The 22,972-nt window shown below is 29.0% G+C and carries 26 protein-coding genes, 3 pseudogenes and 1 riboswitch; of the genes and pseudogenes, 7 read left to right on the top strand and 22 right to left on the bottom strand.

Annotated features, from left to right (window positions below; genetic code table 11):
• Positions 1 to 876, top strand: an 876-nt coding sequence (locus tag Q0X98_RS02440) for a M23 family metallopeptidase (protein WP_297681061.1), incomplete at its 5' end; no start/stop codon positions are given.
• Here the strand turns inward: Q0X98_RS02440 and Q0X98_RS02435 are convergent.
• From Q0X98_RS02435 to Q0X98_RS02415, 5 genes are read right to left on the bottom strand one after another with little or no spacing between them, the layout of a single operon-like run.
• Positions 873 to 1,310, bottom strand: a complete 438-nt coding sequence (locus Q0X98_RS02435) for a DUF4167 domain-containing protein (RefSeq protein ID WP_297681060.1) — start codon at positions 1,308 to 1,310, stop codon at positions 873 to 875. The genes Q0X98_RS02440 and Q0X98_RS02435 overlap by 4 nt on opposite strands.
• Positions 1,311 to 1,322: 12 nt before the next feature.
• Positions 1,323 to 2,165 (bottom strand): peptide chain release factor N(5)-glutamine methyltransferase, encoded by an 843-nt coding sequence (gene prmC / locus Q0X98_RS02430; RefSeq protein ID WP_297681058.1) that lies wholly within the window; start codon positions 2,163 to 2,165, stop codon positions 1,323 to 1,325.
• Positions 2,166 to 3,239 (bottom strand): peptide chain release factor 1, encoded by a 1,074-nt coding sequence (prfA, locus tag Q0X98_RS02425; protein WP_297681056.1) that lies wholly within the window; start codon positions 3,237 to 3,239, stop codon positions 2,166 to 2,168. It lies immediately after the preceding gene.
• Positions 3,229 to 4,335, bottom strand: a complete 1,107-nt coding sequence (gene ispG, locus Q0X98_RS02420) for a flavodoxin-dependent (E)-4-hydroxy-3-methylbut-2-enyl-diphosphate synthase (RefSeq protein ID WP_297681054.1) — start codon at positions 4,333 to 4,335, stop codon at positions 3,229 to 3,231. Before ispG ends, prfA begins: the two co-directional genes overlap by 11 nt.
• A 5-nt stretch (positions 4,336 to 4,340) precedes the next feature.
• Positions 4,341 to 5,552: an aspartate kinase gene (locus Q0X98_RS02415; protein WP_297681052.1), complete on the bottom strand. Its 1,212-nt coding sequence runs from the start codon at positions 5,550 to 5,552 to the stop codon at positions 4,341 to 4,343.
• A 78-nt stretch (positions 5,553 to 5,630) separates the two neighbouring features.
• On the opposite strand from Q0X98_RS02415, the gene ubiG reads away from it, so the two are divergent.
• Positions 5,631 to 6,353 carry a bifunctional 2-polyprenyl-6-hydroxyphenol methylase/3-demethylubiquinol 3-O-methyltransferase UbiG gene (gene ubiG, locus Q0X98_RS02410; RefSeq protein ID WP_297681050.1) on the top strand — a complete coding sequence of 241 codons (723 nt, stop codon included), beginning with the start codon at positions 5,631 to 5,633 and terminating at the stop codon, positions 6,351 to 6,353.
• Here ubiG and Q0X98_RS02405 read toward each other — a convergent pair.
• Positions 6,350 to 6,778 (bottom strand): DUF1178 family protein, encoded by a 429-nt coding sequence (locus Q0X98_RS02405; protein ID WP_297681048.1) that lies wholly within the window; start codon positions 6,776 to 6,778, stop codon positions 6,350 to 6,352. The genes ubiG and Q0X98_RS02405 overlap by 4 nt on opposite strands.
• 39 nt (positions 6,779 to 6,817) lie before the next feature.
• On the bottom strand, positions 6,818 to 8,119 hold the full coding sequence (gene argJ / locus Q0X98_RS02400) for a bifunctional glutamate N-acetyltransferase/amino-acid acetyltransferase ArgJ (protein ID WP_297681046.1): 1,302 nt from the start codon (positions 8,117 to 8,119) through the stop codon (positions 6,818 to 6,820).
• Between the two features lie 65 nt (positions 8,120 to 8,184).
• Between argJ and secA the strand changes: the two are divergent.
• Positions 8,185 to 10,554: pseudogene (gene secA / locus Q0X98_RS02395) on the top strand (preprotein translocase subunit SecA); the annotation flags it as partial.
• Between the two features lie 68 nt (positions 10,555 to 10,622).
• Positions 10,623 to 10,721, top strand: coding sequence for an SEC-C metal-binding domain-containing protein (locus Q0X98_RS02390; protein ID WP_297681109.1), 99 nt, complete (start codon positions 10,623 to 10,625; stop codon positions 10,719 to 10,721).
• Between the two features lie 3 nt (positions 10,722 to 10,724).
• Here the strand turns inward: Q0X98_RS02390 and Q0X98_RS02385 are convergent, their stop codons facing one another.
• Complete coding sequence (locus tag Q0X98_RS02385; protein WP_297681044.1) at positions 10,725 to 11,822, bottom strand: acetyl-CoA carboxylase carboxyltransferase subunit alpha; 1,098 nt, start codon at positions 11,820 to 11,822, stop codon at positions 10,725 to 10,727.
• A 103-nt stretch (positions 11,823 to 11,925) separates the two neighbouring features.
• Positions 11,926 to 12,014, top strand: a riboswitch (glycine riboswitch).
• Between the two features lie 79 nt (positions 12,015 to 12,093).
• On the opposite strand from Q0X98_RS02385, the gene Q0X98_RS02380 reads away from it, so the two are divergent.
• A complete protein-coding gene (locus Q0X98_RS02380; protein WP_297681042.1) occupies positions 12,094 to 14,235 on the top strand; it encodes a malate synthase G in 2,142 nt (713 codons plus the stop codon).
• Positions 14,236 to 14,254: 19 nt separating this feature from the next.
• Here Q0X98_RS02380 and recR read toward each other — a convergent pair.
• The 9 genes and pseudogenes from recR to Q0X98_RS02340 all read right to left on the bottom strand — a co-directional run bounded on the left by recR (position 14,255) and on the right by Q0X98_RS02340 (position 18,564).
• Positions 14,255 to 14,858, bottom strand: a pseudogene (gene recR, locus Q0X98_RS02375) (recombination mediator RecR).
• Positions 14,859 to 14,861: 3 nt separating this feature from the next.
• Positions 14,862 to 15,026, bottom strand: coding sequence for a YbaB/EbfC family nucleoid-associated protein (locus Q0X98_RS02370; protein WP_297681040.1), 165 nt, complete (start codon positions 15,024 to 15,026; stop codon positions 14,862 to 14,864).
• Positions 15,010 to 15,180, bottom strand: coding sequence for a YbaB/EbfC family nucleoid-associated protein (locus Q0X98_RS02365; protein ID WP_297681038.1), 171 nt, complete (start codon positions 15,178 to 15,180; stop codon positions 15,010 to 15,012). Before Q0X98_RS02365 ends, Q0X98_RS02370 begins: the two co-directional genes overlap by 17 nt.
• 1 nt (position 15,181) lies before the next feature.
• A pseudogene (locus Q0X98_RS02360) lies at positions 15,182 to 15,501 on the bottom strand (hypothetical protein).
• A 216-nt stretch (positions 15,502 to 15,717) separates the two neighbouring features.
• Positions 15,718 to 16,611: a DNA polymerase III subunit gamma/tau gene (gene dnaX / locus Q0X98_RS02355; protein ID WP_297681036.1), complete on the bottom strand. Its 894-nt coding sequence runs from the start codon at positions 16,609 to 16,611 to the stop codon at positions 15,718 to 15,720.
• Positions 16,612 to 16,987: 376 nt separating this feature from the next.
• On the bottom strand, positions 16,988 to 17,302 hold the full coding sequence (locus Q0X98_RS02350; RefSeq protein WP_297681034.1) for a hypothetical protein: 315 nt from the start codon (positions 17,300 to 17,302) through the stop codon (positions 16,988 to 16,990).
• 103 nt (positions 17,303 to 17,405) lie between these two features.
• The gene (locus Q0X98_RS02345; RefSeq protein ID WP_297681032.1) at positions 17,406 to 17,531 is read right to left on the bottom strand and encodes a prephenate dehydratase domain-containing protein; all 126 of its coding nucleotides are present in this window, start codon (positions 17,529 to 17,531) and stop codon (positions 17,406 to 17,408) included.
• Positions 17,532 to 17,544: 13 nt separating this feature from the next.
• Positions 17,545 to 17,682, bottom strand: coding sequence for a hypothetical protein (locus Q0X98_RS07465; protein ID WP_338140424.1), 138 nt, complete (start codon positions 17,680 to 17,682; stop codon positions 17,545 to 17,547).
• Positions 17,683 to 18,222: 540 nt separating this feature from the next.
• Positions 18,223 to 18,564, bottom strand: coding sequence for a hypothetical protein (locus Q0X98_RS02340; protein ID WP_297681029.1), 342 nt, complete (start codon positions 18,562 to 18,564; stop codon positions 18,223 to 18,225).
• A gap of 115 nt (positions 18,565 to 18,679) precedes the next feature.
• Between Q0X98_RS02340 and Q0X98_RS02335 the strand changes: the two genes are divergently transcribed.
• Entirely contained in the window at positions 18,680 to 19,219 is a 540-nt protein-coding gene (locus tag Q0X98_RS02335; RefSeq protein WP_297681028.1) for a cytochrome c family protein, read from the top strand.
• Between the two features lie 46 nt (positions 19,220 to 19,265).
• Here the strand turns inward: Q0X98_RS02335 and Q0X98_RS02330 are convergent, their stop codons facing one another.
• The 3 genes from Q0X98_RS02330 to Q0X98_RS02320 are packed head-to-tail and all read right to left on the bottom strand — an operon-like array spanning position 19,266 to position 21,310.
• The gene (locus Q0X98_RS02330; protein ID WP_297681107.1) at positions 19,266 to 19,625 is read right to left on the bottom strand and encodes a hypothetical protein; all 360 of its coding nucleotides are present in this window, start codon (positions 19,623 to 19,625) and stop codon (positions 19,266 to 19,268) included.
• A 49-nt stretch (positions 19,626 to 19,674) separates the two neighbouring features.
• On the bottom strand, positions 19,675 to 20,142 hold the full coding sequence (locus tag Q0X98_RS02325; protein ID WP_297681026.1) for a hypothetical protein: 468 nt from the start codon (positions 20,140 to 20,142) through the stop codon (positions 19,675 to 19,677).
• Between the two features lies 1 nt (position 20,143).
• Entirely contained in the window at positions 20,144 to 21,310 is a 1,167-nt protein-coding gene (locus Q0X98_RS02320; protein WP_297681024.1) for an aspartate aminotransferase family protein, read from the bottom strand.
• A gap of 170 nt (positions 21,311 to 21,480) precedes the next feature.
• Between Q0X98_RS02320 and Q0X98_RS02315 the strand changes: the two genes are divergently transcribed.
• On the top strand, positions 21,481 to 21,975 hold the full coding sequence (locus Q0X98_RS02315; protein ID WP_297681022.1) for a GcrA family cell cycle regulator: 495 nt from the start codon (positions 21,481 to 21,483) through the stop codon (positions 21,973 to 21,975).
• Between the two features lie 32 nt (positions 21,976 to 22,007).
• Here the strand turns inward: Q0X98_RS02315 and Q0X98_RS02310 are convergent, their stop codons facing one another.
• Entirely contained in the window at positions 22,008 to 22,196 is a 189-nt protein-coding gene (locus Q0X98_RS02310) for a hypothetical protein (protein WP_297681020.1), read from the bottom strand.
• 151 nt (positions 22,197 to 22,347) lie between these two features.
• Positions 22,348 to 22,965 carry a complex I NDUFA9 subunit family protein gene (locus Q0X98_RS02305; protein WP_297681018.1) on the bottom strand — a complete coding sequence of 206 codons (618 nt, stop codon included), beginning with the start codon at positions 22,963 to 22,965 and terminating at the stop codon, positions 22,348 to 22,350.
• Positions 22,966 to 22,972: the final 7 nt, after the last annotated feature.

Genomic DNA, 22,972 nt, shown 5'->3' with positions numbered 1-22,972 from the left:
ATTATCTTATCAAAAACTAAGGAAAGCACAGAGTTTAATGAAAAAATATTAACTGTTAAATTAGAAAAAAAAATTATTTACAAAGAAAATATGATTTTACAAAGCCTATACAAAGCAGCCACAGATGAAGATATTCCACCAAACACAATAATTGAATTTGCAAGAATTTATGGTTTTCAAGTAGACTTTCAAAGAGATATTAGAAAAGAAGATAAATTTCAAATAATGTATGAAATCTTCATTGATAAAAATGATAAAATAATTGAAACAGGAGAAATTCTTTTTGCAAACCTTAAACTAAGTGGTCAAGATAACTCATTATATTATTTTGATAAAAAAAATATTGAAGGTCATTATAATAAAAATGGAAAGAGTGTACAAAAAGCATTAATGAAAACACCTATCAACGGTGCAAGACTATCTTCCTCCTTTGGGATGAGAAAACATCCCATAGACGGATTTAATAAAATGCATAGAGGAACTGATTTTGCTGCACCAAAGGGTACTCCAATTATGGCTTCTGGAAATGGTACAGTTAAAAAAGCCGGTTGGTGTGGAGGTGGTGGAAATTGTGTAAAAATAAAACATAATTCAACATATGAAACCGTCTATGCTCACATGTCTAAATTTGCACGAGGGATTAAAAAAGGTGTGAGAGTTAAACAGGGTCAAACTATTGGATATGTTGGTTCGACTGGAAAATCAACGGGACCTCATTTGCACTATGAAGTTATTGTAAACGGAAAAAAAGTGAATTCTCAAAAATTAAAACTTCCGTCAGGTAAAATTTTAAAAGGAAAAAATAGAGAACTATTTGAGACTAATAAAATAAAACTAGATGTTCTAAAATCAGAAAAAATTATTGGATTAAACTAATTTGAATCAGTTGTTTTTTGAGATTTGGGCTTAATCTCTGCCACAACATTCTTATTTTCATTTTTTACTTCTTCAGATTTATCAGATGTTTCCTGTATTTCTGAGTTGCTTTCTGTAGATTTGCTCTCTGCAAATTTTACTCTTTTATAATTTTCTTGTTCATTCAAAATTCTTGTAAAGTGATCTGCATGTTGAAGATAATTTTCAGATAATATCTTGTCTCCATTAGAAGAGGCCTCTCTTGCCAAATCATTATATTTTTCTATTAATTTTGGAGCATTATGGTTATTTCTACCAGGAGCTTTTCTTTTAAAGTTATCGTTGTTTGAATAATTTGATCCAAATTTTGGTCTATCTCCATTACTTTTAAAATTTCTGTCGTTTCTTCTGAAATTATTTCTTCTAACGTTATTATTGTTTCTAAATGTTACCATATATTTGATTAGTTAAATTTTAGTACTGACAATGCAACGATCATTATTTGCAAGATCCCTAACTGTACTGTTTATATAAAAACCTTTGTTGTTTAATAATTTAATAACTTTACTTTTTTGATCAAAACCAATCTCTAAAATAAATTTTCCATTTTTTTTTAACAGTTCAGATGATTTTTTAACTACTTTTCTGATTACTGATAAACCATCTAATCCACCATCTAGAGCTAATTTGGGCTCAAACTTTAGAACATCACTCTCCAAATATTTTAAATCGCTGTTTTTAATATAAGGGGGATTAGAAACAATCAAATCATATTTGCCTTGATTAAATTTGTCAACATCTGATTTATAAAATTTTACTCTTTCATCCACAAATAGCTTTTTTGCATTTAATTTTGATATTTCTAATGAATTTTTACTAATATCTACTCCTGAACCATAAAAATTTTTTCTTTCTTTTAGAATACTCAAGAGGATACACCCTGAGCCAACTCCAATATCAAGAATTTTTAAATAATTCTTATTCTTGGTAACTTTTAAAATTTGTTCTATTATAATTTCTGTATCAGGACGTGGTATTAAAGTATTATTATTGACATAAAATTCACTTTTCCAAAAAAACTTTTTATTTAAAAGATAGGCTATTGGTTTTCTTGTAGCTCGTTCTTTAACCAGTTTTTTAAAATATTCTAAATTTTCAACATTTAAAACTTTATCATGATTTAAAATTATGTATTCACGATTTTTATCTAAAGCTTTAGCCATTAAAATTTCTGTGTCGAGTTGAGCTGATGGAATAGATTTATCTTTTAAAACCTTAGTTCCCTCTATAACTGCTGACTGAATATTCATTTAATTTAAACTACTTAAACTCTCTTCTTGTGCTTGCAATGTTAATGATTCAATCATTTCATCAAAAGCTTCTCCCTCTAAAAATTCTTCTAATCTATGAAGTGTTAAATTAATTCTATGATCTGTCACTCTTCCTTGTGGAAAATTATAAGTTCTAATTCTTTCAGACCTATCCCCTGTTCCTATTTTTGTTTTTCTATCTTGAGACCTTTCTTGGTCAATTCTTGATCTTTCTAATTCATATAACCTTGACCTTAAAATTTTCATACCTTTTGCTTTATTTTTATGCTGGGATTTTTCATCTTGTTGTGAAACTGATAATCCTGTTGGAATATGGGTAATTCTAACTGCACTATCAGTTGTATTTACTGACTGTCCTCCTGGCCCACCTGCTCTAAAAACATCTATCCTTAAATCAGACTCATTTATTTTTAAATCAACCTCCTCTGCTTCAGGCAATACTGCTACTGTTGCAGCTGAAGTATGAACTCTCCCTTGTGTCTCAGTATCTGGCACTCTTTGAACTCTATGAACTCCACTTTCATATTTTAAAGTTGAATAAATATTGGTTCCTTTTATTGATGCTATAACCTCTTTTAACCCTCCAGCATCACTCCTGGAAATTGAAATTAATTCTAATGCCCATTTTTTTTTATGACTCACTTTTTCGTACATCTTAAAAAGATCTGAAGCAAATAAGCTTGCTTCTAATCCTCCAGTTCCTGCTCTAATTTCTATAATAGCATTTTTTTTATCTGCCTCATCTTTTGGAAGTAAAAATAATTTCAATTTTTTTTCATTTATTTCAAATTCAATCTTTAAATCTGACAATTCAAGTTCGGCCATATCTTTTAATTCTTTATCTGCAGAACTGTCGTTTAAAATTTTTTCTAGATCTTTTTTATCATCATCGTATGATAAATATTTACTGGCATTTTCTATGATTTCGTTAATATCAGAATACTCTTTTGATTTTTCTGCAAATAGTTTTTTGTCTATTTCACCAGAAGACAGATCTTTTTCTAAAGTTGAATGCCTTGACATAAGTTCTTCAATTGTTTTTTTAGGTATCATTATTTTTTTCTAACTCTAAAGCTTTTTTTTCTACTTCAGCTACAACTTTGTCAATTATTTCATTTGTTAAGACTTTTTTACTCTGAACACCAGAAAGATAAAGCATATTGTTACCTTTTCCACCACCTGTAATACCCACGTCTGTCATTGCTGCTTCACCAGGACCATTCACTACACATCCAATTATTGATAGGGAAACTGGAGTTTTAATATGTGATAATTTTTCTTCTAAAATTTTAACAGTGTCAATTACTTGAAATGCTTGTCTTGCACATGATGGACAGGATATAATTTTAACTCCTCTATTTCTTAATCCTAATGACTTTAAAATCTCATTGCCAACTTTTATCTCTTTTACTGGGTCATCTGAAAGTGATATTCTGATAGTATCTCCAATTCCATCTAAAAGTAACGCTCCAAGCCCAATTGATGATTTGACACTTCCAGAAACAAAACTGCCAGCCTCTGTTATACCAAGGTGGAGTGGGTAATCCATTGCTTTTGAAAGCTGGCGGTAAGCTGCAATTGATAAAAAAATATCTGATGACTTTACGCTAACTTTGAAGTTAAAAAAATTTTGATCTTCTAAAATTTTAATATTTCTTAAAGCACTTTCTACCAAAGCTTCTGGGCAAGGTTCTTTGTATTTTTCAAGAATATCTTTTTCTAGTGACCCTGCATTAACCCCAATCCTTATTGAACAATCATTATTTTTGGCAGCAGTTAATACGTCATGAATTTTTTGTTTTTCACCAATATTACCTGGGTTTATTCTTAAACATTTAGCTCCATTTTCAGCAGCCTCAATTGCTCTTTTGTAATGAAAATGGATGTCAGCAATGACAGGTAATTTTACATTTTGCGTTATTTCTTTTAGCGCCTTTGTAGACTGTTCATCTGGACATGAAACTCTTACGATGTCTGCACCTTCTTCGTGAATTGCATTTATTTGATTAATTGTTGCTCTAACATCAGTTGTTAAAGTGTTTGTCATTGACTGAACTGAAATCGGATTGTCCCCACCTATTTTTACATCACCAATATTTATTACTCTGGTTTTTTTTCGATCAATATTTCTGAAGGGCCTGAGGCTCATAAAATTTAGTCTAATTTAAATTCTTTATGCAATACTGCTATAGCTTTTTTTACTTGATTAGTAGCAACTAAAACTGAAATTTTAATTTCAGATGTAGATATTACCAAGATATTTATCTTTTTTGAAGCTAAAGCTTGAAACATTCGATAAGTTATTCCAGGAGTTGTTATCATTCCAACTCCAATTATTGAAACTTTGGATACATTTTTATCGAAAGATAATTTTTTATAGGATATTTTTTTATTCTGTTTTATAAATTTCTCTGTTTTTTTTAAGTCATCTGATTTGATCGTAAATGTAAGATCTGTTTCTTTGCCATTGAGCGAAATATTTTGAACAACCATATCAACATTTACTAGATTTTGAGATAAAGGTTTAAAAATAGACGCTGCAACTCCTGGTCTATCTTTAACTCCCTCAATTGTAATTTTTGCATCATTTTTTGTTGATGAAATTCCAGTTATAATTTGATCACTAAATGCTTTAGCTGAATTTGTGATTAATGTTCCAGGCTTTGAAACAAATGAGGACTTAACTTGTATATTTATTTTATTCAATTTTGCATCTTGTACAGAAGTTGGCTGCATAACCTTTGAACCTAAAGATGCCATTTCTAACATTTCATCATAAAATATTTTTTTAATTTTTTTAGCATTTTTGTACTGTCGAGGGTCTGTCGTATAAACACCATCTACATCAGTATAAATAATACACTCATCTGCTTTAACAAATTTAGCTAACATAATTGCTGTAGCATCTGAGCCACTTCTACCAATAGTTGTTAACCTATAATTTTTATTTATTCCTTGAAAACCTGTGATTACAGGGATACCTCCACTTTTAAGATAGTTTAGTACTTCTTTTGAAACAACTTTATTAATCCTTGCTGCTGAGTAAGGACCTTCAGTGATAATTGGTATTTGCCAGGATAACCAAGATCTAGATTTAAACCCAATATGATTCAACCTTCCAGCTATTAAAGCACAGGAAACTTGCTCCCCTGTAGATAATAAAGTGTCATATTCTGCTTTATCAAAATTATTACTAATTAATTTAGACTTATTAACTAGTTCATTAGTAACACCACTCATAGCAGAGGAAATCACCACTACTTTGTATTTCTTCTTTTTGTAAGAAGATATAATTTTACATACTTTTTTAATTCTATCGATACTTCCTACAGAAGTTCCACCAAACTTTAAAACAACAGTTTTCATTGATCAAATTTATTTATTATAATTTAATAAACAATTGATAAAATACATCTTAGTTGTTATGTCAACTAATTATCTATTATGAGCAGCGTAAATAAAAAAGAAATTGAAAAATTTTCAAAAATGGCAGCTGAATGGTGGGATCCAAGTGGAAAATTTAAGCCACTTCATAAATTTAACCCAATAAGAATTAAATATATAAAAGAAAATATTATTAATAACTTTAAATTAAAAGCTAAAAAAAGACCTTTAGATAAAATTAATATATTAGATATAGGATGTGGAGGTGGACTTCTTTCTGAACCAATGACAAGATTGGGTGCAAATGTGACTGGAATTGATGCATCAAATAAAAATATTACCATTGCAAAGTTACATGCAAAAAAAAATAATCTTAAAATTAATTATTTATGTTCATCACCTGAAAAATTAAAAATTAAAAAAAAATTTGATGTTATTTTAAATATGGAAATAATAGAACATGTTGAAGATATTAATTTTTTCATAAATTCATGCTCCAAACTTCTTAAAAAAGATGGTCTCATGTTTATTGCAACTCTTAATAAAACTTTAAAATCATATATGTTTGCAATAATTGGTGCAGAATATGTTCTAAGATGGCTTCCTATAGGAACTCATGATTGGGAAAAATTTGTAAGACCAGAAGATCTTAAGAAAATATTAAGCAAAAATAATTTAAAGTTAGAAAAGTTAGATGGGATGAATTTTAATATAATAAAAGATGAATGGAGCATTTCTTCAGATACTTCAATTAATTATATTATAAAATCTATCAAACTCTAATTATCTTTGTCATCTACCCATGGTATTACCTGAATATCAATACCTTCTTCCTTAAGTTCCATAAGATCTTTTTTGGTAGCATTTCCATAGATACCTTTGGTTTTTTTTGGAGGGCTATAGTGTATGGATCGGGCTTCATAAGCAAAATTTTCACCAACAAACTTAAAATTTTCTTTAACAAATTTTTGATAACTTTTAAGAGTTTTTTTCACATTTTCATATTTATCTAATTGCAAGTCATTTTTTATATCTTTTTTATTATTCCTTACACTTGGTGCCATAAGTGTTTTATCTACTTTTGCAGAGTTGCAAATATGACAGACTAAAAGATTTTTTTTTTTTAATTTTTCAAATTCTTTAGATGAGGCAAACCAACTATCAAAATTAGTCTCACAATTTGCACATGCCAATTTATATTTGATCATTTGATAGAATTAATAATTATAGTAAAATTTTTAATACAACTAGCTTCTGTAATCTGCATTAATATCAATATATTTTTTTGTAAAATCCATTGTGTAAACAGTAAAACTTTTCTTTCCAGTAAAAATTTCAACATGAAGATCGATATTGTCATTTTTCATATACTCAGAAGTTCTTGATTCATCGTAACCCTGATGTAATTTTCCATCTTGAACAATTTTCGAATTTCCAAATTTAATTGAAAGTTTTTTCAAATTTATCTTTGGTCCAGCTTTACCTATTGCCATAATTATTCTACCCCAGTTAGGATCTTCGCCAGCAATTGCAGTTTTAACTAATGGGGAATTGGCAATTGAAAGACCAATCTGCTTTGCTTCTATTTCTGATTTACATTTTTTAACATTAACCGTCACAAACTTTGAAGATCCCTCTCCATCTAAAACTACCCTTTTTGCCAAATTTAACAAAACACTATTTAACGCCTTATCGAAATTTTGTATCTTTTTGTCATTTATATTTTTAATTTGAACGTTATCTGCTTTACAAGTTGCAAAGATAGTCGCCATATCATTAGTACTTGTATCCCCATCGCAAGTTATGGCATTAAAAGTCGTTGTTATATTTTTTTTAAGTAGCTTATTTAAAATATTATTAGACAGATTAGCATCTGTGAAAATATAAGCTAATGTAGTTGCCATATTAGGATGGATCATGCCTGAGCCTTTTGCTATTCCATAAATCTTAATTTTTTTATTTCCAATTGTACATTCTTCCATTGCTAACTTTGGCTTAGTATCAGTTGTCATAATACCAAGTGCGGCTTTCATCCAAATAAATTTATTTTGTGTATATTTAATTTTATTAATTAAATTTGGAATATGATAAGAAATTTTCTCATAGGGATAAGGTTCCCCTATAGTTCCTGTGCAACCAAACATTATATCTTTTGGAGTAATTTTTTTTGAGATATCCTCATCTTGCTCTTGTTTTTTTGTTAATTCAGATGAAATAATTTCTGACAATTTTTTTAAACTTAAATATCCTTGTTTGCCTGTAAAAGCGTTAGCATTCCGGGTATTAACTAGAAGAGAATAAATTCTTTTGCTGTTTTGATTTTGATTCCATTTAATATTCTCAGATACTATTTTTGACCTCGTATATACTGAAGCATAATTTGCTCCATCTCTAAAATAAAACATAGATAAGTCATCTCTATTATCATTGTACAAATTTGCACTTACTACAGAAATAGACAGACCATCAACATGATCTAGGTCTTGAAAATCGATCATTCTAGCATTTTTTGATTTAGAAGATAAAAAATTTGATAAATTAATTCCCATAGTGTTTAAAATAATTATTTAATTCATATATTAAACAATATAAGTAAACAATAAATCAAATACTCATGTTTAACCCATTAAATTTAATTACAAAATTTATTAAATCTAGCAATCAAAAAGAGTTAGATCGAATTGGTAAAATTGTAAAAACAATAAATTCACTTGAGGATGAATTTAAAAAACTTGATAACTTAGATTTCCCAAAAAAAACTCAAGAATATAAAGAAAAAATTAAGCAAGGAAAAACCTTGGATGAACTTTTGCCACAGGCTTTTGCATTGGTGAGAGAGGCCTCAAAAAGAACTAGAAATGAAAGACACTTTGATGTTCAAATTATAGGAGGAGTTGTTCTTCACGAGGGGAAGATTGCTGAAATGAGAACTGGGGAAGGAAAAACTCTTACAATTTCTCTAGCTGCTTACTTAAATGCTCTAACTGAAAAAGGTGTTCATATTGTTACTGTGAACGATTACCTTGCAAAAAGAGACTCCATAGAAATGGGTCAAATATATAACTTTTTAGGTTTAACATCAGGCTACATCAATAACGATCAAGATGATAATGAAAGAAAGAGAAATTATAATTGTGATATCACCTATGCAACTAACAGTGAACTAGGGTTTGATTATCTTAGAGATAATATGAAATTTTCAGAAAATGAAATGGTTCAAAGAGAACATTCATTTTCTATTGTTGATGAAATAGATTCTTGTCTAATCGATGAGGCTAGAACTCCATTGGTCATATCTGGTTCAGCTGAAGATAAAACTGCCCAGTATCTTGCTATTGACAAACTAGTAAGACAGTTAAGTGATAAAGATTATGAAATAGATGAAAAAGAAAAAAGTATTCTTTTAACTAATGATGGAATTAATAATGTAGAAAGAATTTTTTCTAATGCTGGTATTTTAAAAAATAATAACTTTTATGATCCAGAAAATTTACATCTAGTTCATCATGTTAATCAAGCACTTCGGGCTAATCATTTATTTGAAAAAGGTAAAGATTATATTGTTAAAGATGAAAGCTTAAAAATTATAGATGAACTCACAGGTAGAATACTGGAAGGAAGAAGATTTGGAGATGGTTTACATCAAGCGTTAGAAGCAAAAGAACGAATAAATATTCAAGCTGAAAATCAGACCTTGGCTTCAATAACTTATCAAAATTATTTTAAACTTTACAAAAAAATATCTGGATGTACCGGTACTGCAGCAACTGAAGCTGAAGAATTTTTTGAAATTTATAATTTAACTGTTGTTATTATCCCTACTAATAATGAAATGATTAGAAAAGATTATAATGATCAAATTTTTAGAACTGAGAATGAAAAAAATGACTCAATTGTTGAAAACATTGTTGAGCGTCATAGCGCTGGTCAACCTATTTTAATTTTCACATCTAGCATTAACAAATCTGAAATTTATTCAACCTTGTTAAATAAAAAAAATATTAAGCATGTTGTATTAAATGCTAAAAATCATGAAAATGAAGCAGAAATTATAGCTAATGCAGGTAAAGAAAAATCAGTGATTATAACAACAAGTATTTCTGGAAGAGGTGTAGATATTCAGCTAGGTGGTAAAAAAGGATCTATCGACGAGACTCAACTTAAACAAGATAAAAATAAAATAAAATCTTTAGGTGGTTTATTTGTGGTTGGAACTGAAAGAATGGAGTCAAGAAGAGTTGATAATCAAGCAAGAGGAAGGGCTGGAAGACAAGGCGATGAAGGTAGCTCAATTTTTTATGTAAGTCTTGAAGACGATCTAATGAGAATTTTTGGATCAGAGTCTATGAATAAAATGCTAGAAAAATTGGGACTTAAAGATGGAGAAAGTATAGATCACCCATGGATTAATAAAGCTTTAGAGAGAGCTCAACAAAAAGTTGAGGCTAGAAACTTTGACATTAGAAAAAACCTAATAAAATTTGATAATGTTTTAAATGATCAAAGACATGTCGTATTTTCTCAACGAAAAAATGCAATGAATAGTCAAAGCATATTTGACTATTCTGATGAATTTTTAAAGGAAATAATTGAAGATATCATCAAATTAAAAATACAAAATTTATCAAATCCCAAAAGTAATGAATTTAGTAATCGTCTAAGACTAATTGTTGGTAAAAGTTTTGATGATTCGGAGTTAAAAGAATTAATTTCTGTGAAAGATAGTGATCTAAGGGAAAAAATTATTAATAAATTTTCAAAAACTAGAGAAGAAAGAATAAAAATTTTAGGCGAAGATCATGCAAAAGAAATTGAAAAAAGAATTTTCTTACAATCAATAGATCTTAACTGGAAATCCCATATTCAATATTTAGAACAACTAAGACAGGTAATTGGATTAAGATCTTATGGACAACGAGATCCTTTAATTGAGTACAAAAAAGAAGCTTTTGATTTATTTTCTAACCTCCTTGATAAATTAAAATTAGATTTTGTAACCATTCTAATGAATTTAAAAGTTGTTACAGAGCAACCAGAAGAAACAAAAAATCAATGGTGGATCAAATTAAAAGTGGGAAAAAAATTGGAAGAAACGAACCTTGCTCATGTGGATCTGGTAAAAAATTTAAGCATTGCTGTGGTGCTTTATAAAATTTAGAACAGACTAAAAGCAACAAGCAATAAAACTAAACCTATAATTGTTGAACCAATTAAAATTTTTTTTGATTTTAAGATTTTATCAAAATTATTATTCTTAATTGTAAGTGTGCTTAAATCTTCCGAATTACTAATAAATCCTTGATTTCTTCCAATTTTTAAAAACTTATTTTTTCTTTCATTCATAATTTCTTCAGATGATAAGTCTTTAAAGTAGTTTAAATTTTTTGAAATAGAATCTCTTAAATTATCTAACATTTGATCTTTATCTCTATGAGCTCCACCTAGTGGCTCAGGAATTATCTCATCAATAACTTTTAATTCTAATAAATCTTTTGCCGAAAGCTTCATAGCTTTTGCAGCATCAAGCATTTTTTTAGGATCTCTCCATAAAATAGTTGCACACCCTTCTGGAGAAATTACAGAATAAATTGCATTTTCTAACATAATAACTTTATTTGACGATGCTAAAGCAATTGCCCCTCCAGATCCTCCCTCTCCAATAATAATTGCTAGAGTTGGAACACTAAGTTCCATGCAGCACTCAATTGATTTAGCAATAGCTTCTGCTTGACCTCTTTCTTCTGCTCCAACCCCTGGATACGCTCCTGGTGTGTCAATAAATGATATTATTGGAATATTAAATTTATTAGCTAAATTCATTAATCGAATTGTTTTACGATATCCTTCAGGTCTCATCATCCCAAAGTTTCTTTCAATTCTAGTTTCTAAATTTTCACCTTTTTCTTGACCTATTACTAAAACTGAACTGCCATTAAATTTAGCAAATCCTGTTAAAACAGATTTATCCTCTCCATAAAAACGGTCTCCTGATAAAGAAATAAAATCATCAAACAAGTTATCAATAAAAAACTTAGATTTTGGTCTATCCTCGTGACGAGCAACCATAGTGGTTTGCCAGGGGTCAAGGTTAGAGTAAATATCTTTTAATTTTTCATCAAGTTCAGCTTGTGTACTAGAAATTTTTTGAGTATCTACCTCCGAGAGACCATCTTGATTATATGGGTCTTTTAATTTTTCTATCTCGATCTCTAAATTTTTTATATCAGTTTCAAAATTAAGATAATTTTTCATGAAATGTTTATATTAGAAAGTTAAATTATAAAAAAGGCAATAAAATGTTAATTTTAAATAAATTTTAGCATTATTAATTGACTTCAAATATTTAAACTATACAAATTTTAAATCGGGAGAGACTAACAATATTTTAGCGCCGAAGGAGCAACCACCCCGGAAACTCTCAGGCAAAAGGACCGATCAAAGCATAACACTCTGGAAAGAGATTAATTTCCGCCGAAGGAGCAAAACTCTCAGGCAAAAATACAGATGGGGTAACAAAAGTGCTATGCCAGATAAATATATAAATATTCATACTCTCAAAGTTTCAGAAAGCTTATCAAATTTTGTTAACGAAGAGCTTTTAACAGACACAGGTATTTCATCAGATAATTTTTGGTTAGGTTTTGAGAAAACTGTTAATGAACTTGAACCTAAAAATAGAGAGTTAATTAGCTTAAGAGAAACTTTACAAAAAAAAATTGATGAATGGCATATTAAAAACAAAGGTAATGAAATTAAACTAGATGAATATAAAAATTTTTTACTTGAAATTGGATATTTAAAAGAAGAAGGAGCAGATTTTTCAATAGAAACAGAAAATGTAGATGATGAAATAACAAAAATAGCTGGCCCACAACTAGTCGTACCGATTATGAATGCACGTTATGCTCTTAACGCAGCAAATGCAAGATGGATGAGTTTATACGATAGTCTATATGGAACTGATGTTATAGAACAATCTGAAGATAGTGTGTCTGAAAGATATGATCCTTTGAGAGGAGAGATGGTTATTAAATATTCAAGAGATTTTTTAGATAATCATTTTCCACTTAAAAATCTTAGTTGGCACAAAATTACAAGTATAGCTGTTAAAGAAGGTAAACTAAAAACTCTTAAAGGTGCTGATATATTTGATCTAGCTGAAGAACAAAAATTTATTGGCCATAGAGGTGAGGCCGATAACCCTTCTGCAATTATATTAAAAAATAACAACTTACATATTGAAGTTTTAAGAGATCCAAGAGCTTTTAGCGCTCAACAAGATCATGCAGGAATAAGTGATATAATTTTGGAAGCTGCAGTATCAACAATTTGTGACAACGAAGACAGCGTTGCCGCTGTGGATGCTGAGGATAAAGTTATTTGTTATAGAAACTGGCTCGGTTTGATGAAGGGTAATCTTAAAACACAATTTGAAAAAGATGGTAAATTATTTGAAAGAAAACTAAATCCTAACAGAAGTTATGTTTCGAAAGATGGTAAGGGACTTAAATTACATGGAAGAAGTTTATTATTAGTTAGAAACGTAGGTCATTTAATGACAAATCCATCTATAATTTTAAGTAATGGTAACGAAGTTCCTGAAGGTATTATGGATGCGTTTATCACTGTAGCTGCAGCAATTCATGATTTGAAAAATAAAACAAATTCAAGAACTGGCTCGATCTACATAGTAAAACCAAAAATGCATGGACCAGATGAAACTGAATTTACAGATTTAATTTTTTCCAAAGTTGAGGAAGTATTGGGTTTAAAAAAATACACTTGCAAAATAGGAATTATGGATGAAGAGAGAAGAACATCATCAAATTTAAAAGAATGTATAAGAACTCTAAAAAATAGAGTTTTCTTTATTAACACTGGGTTTTTAGACAGAACAGGTGATGAGATGCACACTTCAATGGAAGCTGGGCCAATGATCAAGAAAGGAGATATGAAATCTTCTAAATGGATTTTAGCATACGAAAATAACAATGTTGATGTTGGATTAAAGTGTGGTTTATCAGGAAAGGCTCAAATTGGAAAAGGAATGTGGGCAATGCCAGATAAGATGAAAGATATGATGGAACAAAAGACAGGACATTTAAAAGCAGGAGCTAATTGTGCTTGGGTCCCGTCCCCAACAGCAGCTGCTTTGCATTCATTACATTATCATGAAATAAATATCTTTGATGAACAAAAAAATATTGAAAAAAGAGAAAAGGCAAAACTAGATGACCTTTTAACAGTACCTGTTGCAAATAGACCAAATTGGTCAGTGGAAGATATTAATAATGAAATATCAAATTCAGCACAAACATTACTGGGCTATGTAGTTAGATGGATTGATCAAGGAGTAGGATGTTCTAAAGTTCCAGATATTAATAATATTGGGTTGATGGAGGATAGAGCAACACTTAGAATTTCATCACAACACATTGCAAATTGGATACATCATGGAATAACCACTAAAATTCAAGTTACAGAAATAATGAAAGAAATGGCGAAAATTGTAGATAATCAAAATAAAGATGATCCAAAATATGTTAAGATGAGTGATGACTTTGATCGATCTTTAGCATTTAAAACAGCATGTGATTTAATTTTCAAAGGTAAAGAGCAACCCTCAGGCTATACTGAACCACTATGCTACATCAAAACAGATTAAAAAAGAAACTTAATCTGAATTAGAATTTAGAGTTAGATCTATTTTTAAAAGCTGAAAATAACGTTCCATCATCTAAACTTTCAATCTCACCACCTACAGGCAATCCTTGAGCTAATTTAGTAACTTTAGCATTAGTATTCTTTAGGCTGTCTTGAATGTAATAAGCTGTAGTTTGTCCCTCAACAGTTGCACTTGTTGCAAGTATAACTTCCTCTATGTTATCTCTATTTACTCTCTCGACTAAAGAATTAATTAAAAGATCTTCTTTTCTTTGACCAACAGAAGAAATGGTTCCTCCTAAAATATGAAAGTATCCTTGAAAAATATTTGAGTTTTCAATTGACCATTGATCAGCAATATCCTCAACAACACAAATCTTTGGTATATTTTTCTTTTAAACTTTCACAATTAACACAACCATTTAAATTAGATTTTAATGAACCACACGAATTACACCTGGTTACATTTTTGTAAACCTGAGCTAATGTGCTAGCCATAGGTTTTACTAATTCATCTCGATTATTAATAAGTTTAAGAACTATTCTTTTAGCTGACTTAGGCCCTAGACCCGGAAGCTTTGAAATTAATTTAATTAATTCCTCAATCTCACTAATATTCTGCATTAATTATAACGGCCATTTGAAACCAGGAATTCCAAAACCTCCTGTGGCTTTTGAAATCTCTTCAGTGGTCTTTGTTTTCAGTTGTGATTTTGCACTATTATGAGCAGCAACAATTAAATCCTCAATTATTGTTTTATCCTCTTTAATAATTTCATTCAGATAATTCAATTTTTTGCATTTCACCTTCACCATCAAGAGTAATTTTAACTGAATTAGAACCTGAAACTCCTTCAGCTTTAATTTCTTTAATTTTTTCTTGGCTTTCTTTCATTTTAGCCTCTAGCTCTTTCGCCTTATCTAAAATCTTTGTAAAATCAGTCATTTTAATCCTCTTTTTTTTCGTTCAACTTAACATCTATAAGTTCTGCATCAGGAAATTTTTCCATTACTTTCTTATAAATTTCTAAACTTTTAACTTCATTCATTAATTCATCTTTTTTATTTTTTTGTTTTTCTTTAACTGACATCTCACCTTTAGATTTACTAAAGTAATTATCCATCTTTCTCCAGTCCATTCATAGAGTTTTGAAGAAAGATCTTTTACAAAATCTTTATCTAAATTATCATTAAAAGAAATTTCAATTCTATTTCTTTCAAATTTTACAAGATTTACATTTTTTTCTAATTCATATTTTAATTTAATTTCTTTTTTTGAAGTACAGACGTTTAGAAGATCATCAAAAGAATTAATTAAATTTTTATCAATAGCTTTTATCTCTGGTTTGGCTTCTGGTTTCTGTTTTTCCTCTTGAGCTATATTTTTTATTTGATCTAACAGTTCTTGAATTATCTTTAAAATTATTGTTGTTTTCTTCTTTGGTTTATGATTATCTCAAATTTTCATTGCTTTCATCTTGATCTAATATTTATTTAACTTAATTGAACTTAAATGCATTAATCTTATTAAAAACATTTCAATTGATAAATGTTGATTAGAAACTATATCTAATTCTTCAAGTGAAGATATTGCAAACTGCCAAAATAAAATTAAAACTTCAGAGTCTACCTGATTAGAAATATCTTTAATTTTTGAAAATTCCTCATCATTAAGAGAAAAATTTGTACTTTCTAAAGATAATGAATTTATATTTTTAAAGTAATAAAGTATCTCTAAAAAATCATTAATAAATACTTTTGGCTCAACTCCTTGATCGTAAATTTTTCTATAGATATTAATAACTTTTTCCTCTTCACCTCTTAATATTAATTCAAATAAGTTAATTAACTGAGATTTATCAAAATATCCAAAAATTTTTTGGGCAGCATTAAGATCTAGTTCTGTTTTTTCATCTAAGCTTAGCAAAGCTCTATCTAATAAAGATAAAGCATCTCTTACAGATCCTTCAGATATTTTTACAATTAATTTTAAAGCTTCATCTGATGCTTTACCATTTTCTTTTTCTTTTATATTTTTAATAAACTCAAATAATTCTGATGATTTAATTCTAGACAAATCAAATCTTTGACACCGTGAAACCACAGTAATAGGTATTTTTTTAATTTCTGTAGTTGCAAAAATAAATTTTAAATATTCTGGTGGCTCCTCAAGAGTTTTTAACAAAGCGTTAAATGCTTGTTTGCTTAACATATGAACTTCATCAATTATAAAAATCTTATATTTTGCTGATGTTGGACCATATCTAGAAAATTCAATTAGATCTCTTACATCATCCACGCCCGTTTTACTTGCAGCATCCATCTCAAGCACATCAATATGGCTAGAGTCTGCAATAGATTTGCAATTATCGCACAAATCTTTCTTTGCACAAATTTTCTATACCATTTAAACAATTAAGTGCCTTTAGCAACAATTCTGGCAGTTGTAGTTTTGCCAATTCCTCTTATTCCAGTGAACAAGATAAGCATTAGGAATTTTATCTGACTTTGATTGAATTTGTTATAGTTTCAGCCACTACTTCTTGACCAATAAGATCATCAAAAGTTTGTGGTCTATACTTTAATGCTAATACTTTAGAGTTATTGTTCATTTAATTTATTTTAAGGAGACTAGAACCTGAATAACTGTCTCTACGACTGCTTCCGTTAGGATCTGGTCGGGTTCAAGCAGCATCCACCTCTAGCCTCCAAAACTATTATAGCAGTTATATTTTCTATTCTACAAGAAAAGATTAATTTTTTTTCTCTCTTAACTTATCAGCCTCAAAAACACCTAAGACGTGAAAATCCTCACAATGAAGGCCCAGCTCCTCTAAAGATTTTTGGACTTTTGGGTCTTCAATATGGCCATCCAAATCACACAAAAAAAAGAATGAATCGAAAGTATTTTTTTCAGGATAACTTTGTAGTTTAGTTAAGTTTACACCATTGATCGCAAATCCACCTAAAGATTGATAAAGGGCGGCAGGCTTACTTTTAAGTTTAAATAAAAAAGAAGTAATATATTTATTCTCTCCAAATTCAGGTTGAGAAATATTTTTACCCATTACTAAAAATCTTGTTAAATTACCACTTTCATTTTCAATATTTTTTTTAACAATATCTAGTCCATAAATTTCAGCACTTAAAGAGGATGCTATTGCAGCTTGCTTAATATCTTTTGGTTTTTGAAATCATTTCTGCAGATCCAGCCGTGTCTGCTCTAATATGCTCAGCTATATTATTTTCTTTTATAAATTTAGAACATTGAGACAAACCTTGTGCATGAGAATACACTTCTTTTATATCACTAAGCTTTGCACCAGGTATGACCTAATAAATTATGTTCTATTTTTTGAAAATGCTCTTTGTATATATTTAGTCTATGTTTGAATATTAAATATTCAATGCCAATATTTCCTGTAATTCTATTAGATTCAGGAATAATTATTTTACAATCTGGTTCAAGACTTGCTTTATTAAAACAATCATCAAATGTTTTGCATGGTGATTATTTCTGCATCTGGATCAACTGCTAATGCAGCTAAATGTGAGTATGCCCCAAAAGTACCCTGAAAATAAATTTTTGCCATTAAACTTTATATTCCATAATTTTTTTTAAGGCTAGATAATCTTCCTCTGTATCAACTCCTATTGGAGAAGAATGCGGCAAGAGCAACATTTATATCAATATTATTATCTAATGCCCTCAACTGTTCTAATCTATTTTCAATTTCATTTTTTGATTGATTTAAGTCTAACAAATTTTTTTAATGTTTCAGTTGAATAGCAATAAATTCCTATATGGTGATAAATATTATCTATTTCTCATCGATGTTCTTAAAAAATTATTTGCCTTCAGAAAACTCTTGATTGTTTAAATTTTTGCTAGTTACAACTTTAACAATATTTTCATTATCTAGAGTCTTTGAGATCTTTCATTTTAGCAGCAAGAGTACCCATATTAGATTGATTGCTAACCATTTTTTTATTTAAGACTTATAATGTCCTCAATATTAATTGCTGGCTCGTCACCTTGTAGATTCATTATAAAATCTACATCTTTTAGCTCTAATTTTTGCAACGCCTCGTAAATTCTATCAGTTCCAGTTTTATGATTTTTGCCTGTTAAAATGGCTCTACCTCCATTTTTGATAACATCATCTACTATTTCTTGATCCTCCGCTGCAACAACAACATCACCAATATTTGCCTCCTGAGCTCTTCTAAATACGTGAGATATAATTGATAAATCATTTATTTTTAACAAAGGCTTTCCAGGCAACCTGGTTGCTGACAATCGTGAGGGTATAATGGTTAATGTTTTCATTAATAATTGAATTAATATTATACCTATTAAATAGAAGTAGAGGCAAATTTATACATTAAATTTTAGTAATTTTTCAATTTATCGTGATATATGTTCCAACATAATATTTAGAAAAATGGATTCTTTTGAAATTAATAAAATAGTAGCTGCTGTGCTAATGGTTGCACTCTTAATCATTGGTATTGGTAAATTATCAAACGTCATATTTCATGTGGAAAAACCTAAAACTCCTGGATATGCAGTTGAAGTGGAACAGGCTACAAAAGTATCATCAACAACAGAGAAAGCTGTAGAAGAAAAAGTTGATATAGCTGCATTGATGGCGATGGGAGATATTGCTTTAGGTGAAAAAGTTTTTAAAAAATGTGCTGCATGCCACTCTATTGTTAAAGGTGGAAAAAATAATATTGGTCCTGCTTTATATAATGTAGTTGGAAGAAAAACTGGAGCAGTTACAGATTATAAATATTCTAAGGCTTTAGCATCATTTGACAAAGAATGGACACTTGAAGAGCTAAACGGCTACTTAACAAAACCTGCTAAATGGATTAAGGGAACAAAAATGGCATTTGCCGGATTAAGAAAAGAAAAAGATAGAGCCTCAGTTATAAAATATTTAAATCAAAATTCAGATAGCCCAATACCACTACCTTAATTTTCCAAAACAATATAATAAAATACTTTTTTGAACATGAACTCTATTAAGAGCTTGTTGCCAAACGTGAGATTTTTTTCCTAAAAAAACTCTCATCAGTTACTTCAGATCCACGAGGCAAACAGTGAAGAAAAATACAATCTTTTTTTGCATAACTCATTAGTTTTGCATCTATTTTAAATTTTTTAAATTGTTCAATTTTTTTCTTTTTATTACCTTTGTCATTAAGAGATATAACTTTATCTGAAAATATAACATCTGCTCCAATAACAGCTTTTTTAGGATCATTATAAATAAATATTTTTTTATTATTATTCTTAACCCAAGTTCTAACTTCTTTACCTGGTTCAAAATTTTTTGGACAACCAATACTAAGTTTAAATGAAAATTTTACAGATGCTGCAATTAAACTGTCTAAAACATTATTGGAGTCTCCAATCCAGCAAATATTTAATTTAGAAATCTGGTTTTTTCTTTATTTCTTCAACAGTAAAAACATCAGATAAAACTTGAGTTGGGTGTGAAGATGGACTTAAGCCATTTATTATTGGAATTGATAAATATTTTTTAAAATCTTCAATCTTGTTATCACTATCTGTTCTTAACATAAAACCATCACCATAAGTTGACAATATTTTAGCTGTATCAGATATACTTTCACCACCTTGACCAAGATGTAATTCATTGGATCTAAGAGTTAAAGTTCCTCCCCCAAGCTGCTTTATTGCTAAATAAAAGCTTATTCTTGTTCTAGAACTTGCTTTTTCAAACATTTGAATAAGCATTTTACCTTTTAATGGAGACCCTCTATCAACCTCTAAAGTGCTTAACTTTTTTCTAAGGTTTTTTCTTTTTTTTGCATCAATAATAATTTTTCTAAGATCTTTTGCGGGTATATCTTTCAAATTTATAAAATGTTTCATTTTAATTTAATTCTGAACAAACTTTTTTTATTATTTTAAGTGATTGGTTAATTTCACTCTTTTTTACATTAAGCGGTGGTAAAATTCTAACTACATTTTCAGCAGCTCTTATTGTTAATAAATTATTATCCATAAGCTTTTTTATAAATATTGCTTGATTTGATTTAAGTTGTATTCCAATTAATAAACCTCTGCCTCTTATTTCTTTGATAATATTTGGATACTCATCTTTAATTTTATTAAGATTTAAAAAAAAATATTTTGAAATATCTTTTACATTTTTTAAAAATTTTTTATTTGAAATTACATCCATTACTGAATTACCAACCGTCATTGCTAATGGGTTACCACCAAAAGTAGATCCATGGGTCCCAGCTGTCATTCCTAATGCAACTTTTTTATTCATTAGAAGTGCTCCTATTGGAAATCCACCCCCAATACCTTTTGCAATTGGAACAATATCTGGTTTTACCTTAGATTTTTCATAAGCAAAGAAATCACCTGATCTTCCAATTCCACATTGAACCTCATCCAATATTAATAAAATATTTCTTTTATCACAAATTTTTCTTAGCTCTCTTAAGCACCAATCTGGAATTACTTTTATACCTCCTTCGCCCATAATAGTTTCAACCATTATAGCTGCTGTATTTTTTGTAATTTTCTTTTTTAAAGATTTGTGATTACCAAAATCAAAATGATCAAAACCAGTTACTTTTGGTCCAAAACCTTCAGTCATTTTTTTGGAACCACTTGCATATATTGCCGCCAAAGTTCTTCCATGAAAACTATTTTTAACACATAAGATTCTATTTTTTTTAGGTTTTCCAATTGAATAGAAATATCTTCTTGCAGCTTTTATTGCTGCCTCAGTTGCTTCTGCACCACTATTTTGGAACATAACAAAATCAGCAAAAGTTTTTTTTGCAAGTTTTTTAGCTAAAATTTCTCCTTCTGGAATTTGAAATGCATTTGACACGTGCCAAAGTTTTTTAGATTGTTTATTTATGGCATTCACCAATTTAGGGTGCGCATGACCCAAAGAATTTACAGCTATACCTTGAACGAAATCTAAATATTTTTTTCCATTAGTTGAATATAAAAAGCTTCCCTTTCCATATTTAAATGAAATTTTTTTTCTATTATAATTTTTTGCTAAATAGCTCATAATTTTAATCAGTTTTTATAAATTTTAATTATTAGATACAAGTTATGATTGAAAATATCTGTAAACCAATTTTAATTTATTTTTGTTGATAACTCTGAGTTTTTGCTTGTTTAATTTCTCAATGTATCAGTATATTGTTGTTTTTATAAACTATTATACAACATATTGATATGAGCTGGAACGAAGAAAAAGTAAACAAATTAAAAGAACTTTGGGGCAAAGGAAACACTGCGAGTCAAATTGCGGAGATTATCGGGGGTATTAGTAGAAATGCAGTGATTGGTAAAGCCCACAGATTAAACCTTTCAGCAAAAATTAAAACAAGAGCAGCTACCTCAAATCAAAATTTTGAAAACTCCTTAGAAGAAAAAAATATTAAAAGCAAAAGAGGGCGAAAAAGTAAATTTAAATCTTTAATTATTGAAAAAGACTTTGAACCAGAAAATCCTAAACAATTAGAAGAATTAGATGAAAGCTCATGTAAATGGCCTATTGGACATCCAGACGAAAAATCATTTTATTTTTGTGGAAGATCTTCATTAAAAGACTTTTCTTATTGTAAGCTTCATCTTTTGTATGCTTATCAACCTAAAGGTAAAAAAGAAGAAGTTGCAGATAAAGAAGAAGTGCCAGAATTTATTGAGAAAAAAATAAAATCTGCCTAAAAACTAATTATTAGTATTTTCTAAATCTTTTTTTATAAATATTTTTCAGTCGAAAATTGCCCACCCTCTCTCCACATGTAGCAATACTTTTTAACTTCCTGATCAAATAACCTAACGCTAGGAACTCCTATATCTGAATTAGTTTTATATTTTCCAGATGTAACATTATCATATTTTAGTAATCTCAATTGATCTCTTGTAAGTAACGGGGTTGGTAGCATTTCAAAAAATCTAGCTGTCAACTCAGCAATTGGCAAAGGGAAAGGTAACAAAATTCTTTTTTTACCAATTAATATCTGTAATTTTTCTAGGAGCTCTTTAAATGTTATAATTTCCGGACCAGTACATTCAATTATTTTTGAATAAATATTTTTAGAAATAACATGATAAATGAGTATCAGTTAAATCAGAACAATGAATTGGTGTAAATTTTGTCTTTCCCTCATAATAAATTGGAAAAGCTGGCAACCTATTTAGTAAGGTCATAAAATTAGTAGTAAAGTTATCATCTACAGAATACACTACTGATGGTCTTAAGATTGTAGCTAATGGGAAATTTTTTAACACATTTCCTTCTCCCTCTAATTTACTTTTTGCATAATCAGAGTCTATTGCATCATTTATTCCTAAAGCTGATAAATGAATAAAATGCTTAAGATTGTATTCTTTACAGAGTTTAGCTAACAATGAAGGCAAAACAGAGTGAATATTTGTAAATGTATTGCCTCTTTTTTTTTCAAACAAAATTCCGATTAAATTTATGCAAATATCTGCTTTTTTAAAAAGACTTCTAATTTTATTTTCATCAAAAATATTAGCTTCTACTACATCAATATAGCCAGCATTAGCCTGGGTTTTAATTATGTAGCTCTTTTGATGAATATTTCTTGTAACAACTGTTACTCTATAGTTATTTTTTGTTAACTTCCTAATTAAGTTTCGACCAATTTGACCACTGCCACCAAAAATTAGACAATTTTTTGCTTTCATTTGAATT

The organism is uncultured Candidatus Pelagibacter sp., assembly GCF_943788075.1.
Lineage (GTDB): Bacteria > Pseudomonadota > Alphaproteobacteria > Pelagibacterales > Pelagibacteraceae > Pelagibacter.
The sequence above is the reverse complement of the archived record's forward strand: the minus strand, read 5'-3'. Positions and strand labels throughout refer to the sequence as shown.

Excerpts from the sequence above, each read along its gene's own strand:
- Q0X98_RS02315 (WP_297681022.1), top strand. The coding sequence starts at position 21,481 with ATGAGCTGGAACGAAGAAAAAGTAAACAAATTAAAAGAACTTTGGGGC.
- ispG (WP_297681054.1), bottom strand. The coding sequence starts at position 4,335 with ATGAGCCTCAGGCCCTTCAGAAATATTGATCGAAAAAAAACCAGAGTA.
- Q0X98_RS02435 (WP_297681060.1), bottom strand. The coding sequence starts at position 1,310 with ATGGTAACATTTAGAAACAATAATAACGTTAGAAGAAATAATTTCAGA.
- Q0X98_RS02415 (WP_297681052.1), bottom strand. The coding sequence starts at position 5,552 with ATGAAAACTGTTGTTTTAAAGTTTGGTGGAACTTCTGTAGGAAGTATC.
- Q0X98_RS02365 (WP_297681038.1), bottom strand. The coding sequence starts at position 15,180 with ATGACTGATTTTACAAAGATTTTAGATAAGGCGAAAGAGCTAGAGGCT.
- prmC (WP_297681058.1), bottom strand. The coding sequence starts at position 2,165 with ATGAATATTCAGTCAGCAGTTATAGAGGGAACTAAGGTTTTAAAAGAT.
- Q0X98_RS02385 (WP_297681044.1), bottom strand. The coding sequence starts at position 11,822 with ATGAAAAATTATCTTAATTTTGAAACTGATATAAAAAATTTAGAGATC.
- ubiG (WP_297681050.1), top strand. The coding sequence starts at position 5,631 with ATGAGCAGCGTAAATAAAAAAGAAATTGAAAAATTTTCAAAAATGGCA.
- prfA (WP_297681056.1), bottom strand. The coding sequence starts at position 3,239 with ATGATACCTAAAAAAACAATTGAAGAACTTATGTCAAGGCATTCAACT.
- Q0X98_RS02340 (WP_297681029.1), bottom strand. The coding sequence starts at position 18,564 with ATGAAAACATTAACCATTATACCCTCACGATTGTCAGCAACCAGGTTG.
- Q0X98_RS02390 (WP_297681109.1), top strand. The coding sequence starts at position 10,623 with ATGGTGGATCAAATTAAAAGTGGGAAAAAAATTGGAAGAAACGAACCT.
- argJ (WP_297681046.1), bottom strand. The coding sequence starts at position 8,119 with ATGGGAATTAATTTATCAAATTTTTTATCTTCTAAATCAAAAAATGCT.
- Q0X98_RS02320 (WP_297681024.1), bottom strand. The coding sequence starts at position 21,310 with ATGAGCTATTTAGCAAAAAATTATAATAGAAAAAAAATTTCATTTAAA.
- Q0X98_RS02325 (WP_297681026.1), bottom strand. The coding sequence starts at position 20,142 with ATGAAACATTTTATAAATTTGAAAGATATACCCGCAAAAGATCTTAGA.
- Q0X98_RS02350 (WP_297681034.1), bottom strand. The coding sequence starts at position 17,302 with ATGGGTAAAAATATTTCTCAACCTGAATTTGGAGAGAATAAATATATT.
- Q0X98_RS02310 (WP_297681020.1), bottom strand. The coding sequence starts at position 22,196 with ATGCTACCAACCCCGTTACTTACAAGAGATCAATTGAGATTACTAAAA.
- Q0X98_RS02305 (WP_297681018.1), bottom strand. The coding sequence starts at position 22,965 with ATGAAAGCAAAAAATTGTCTAATTTTTGGTGGCAGTGGTCAAATTGGT.
- Q0X98_RS02380 (WP_297681042.1), top strand. The coding sequence starts at position 12,094 with ATGCCAGATAAATATATAAATATTCATACTCTCAAAGTTTCAGAAAGC.
- Q0X98_RS02405 (WP_297681048.1), bottom strand. The coding sequence starts at position 6,778 with ATGATCAAATATAAATTGGCATGTGCAAATTGTGAGACTAATTTTGAT.
- Q0X98_RS02335 (WP_297681028.1), top strand. The coding sequence starts at position 18,680 with ATGGATTCTTTTGAAATTAATAAAATAGTAGCTGCTGTGCTAATGGTT.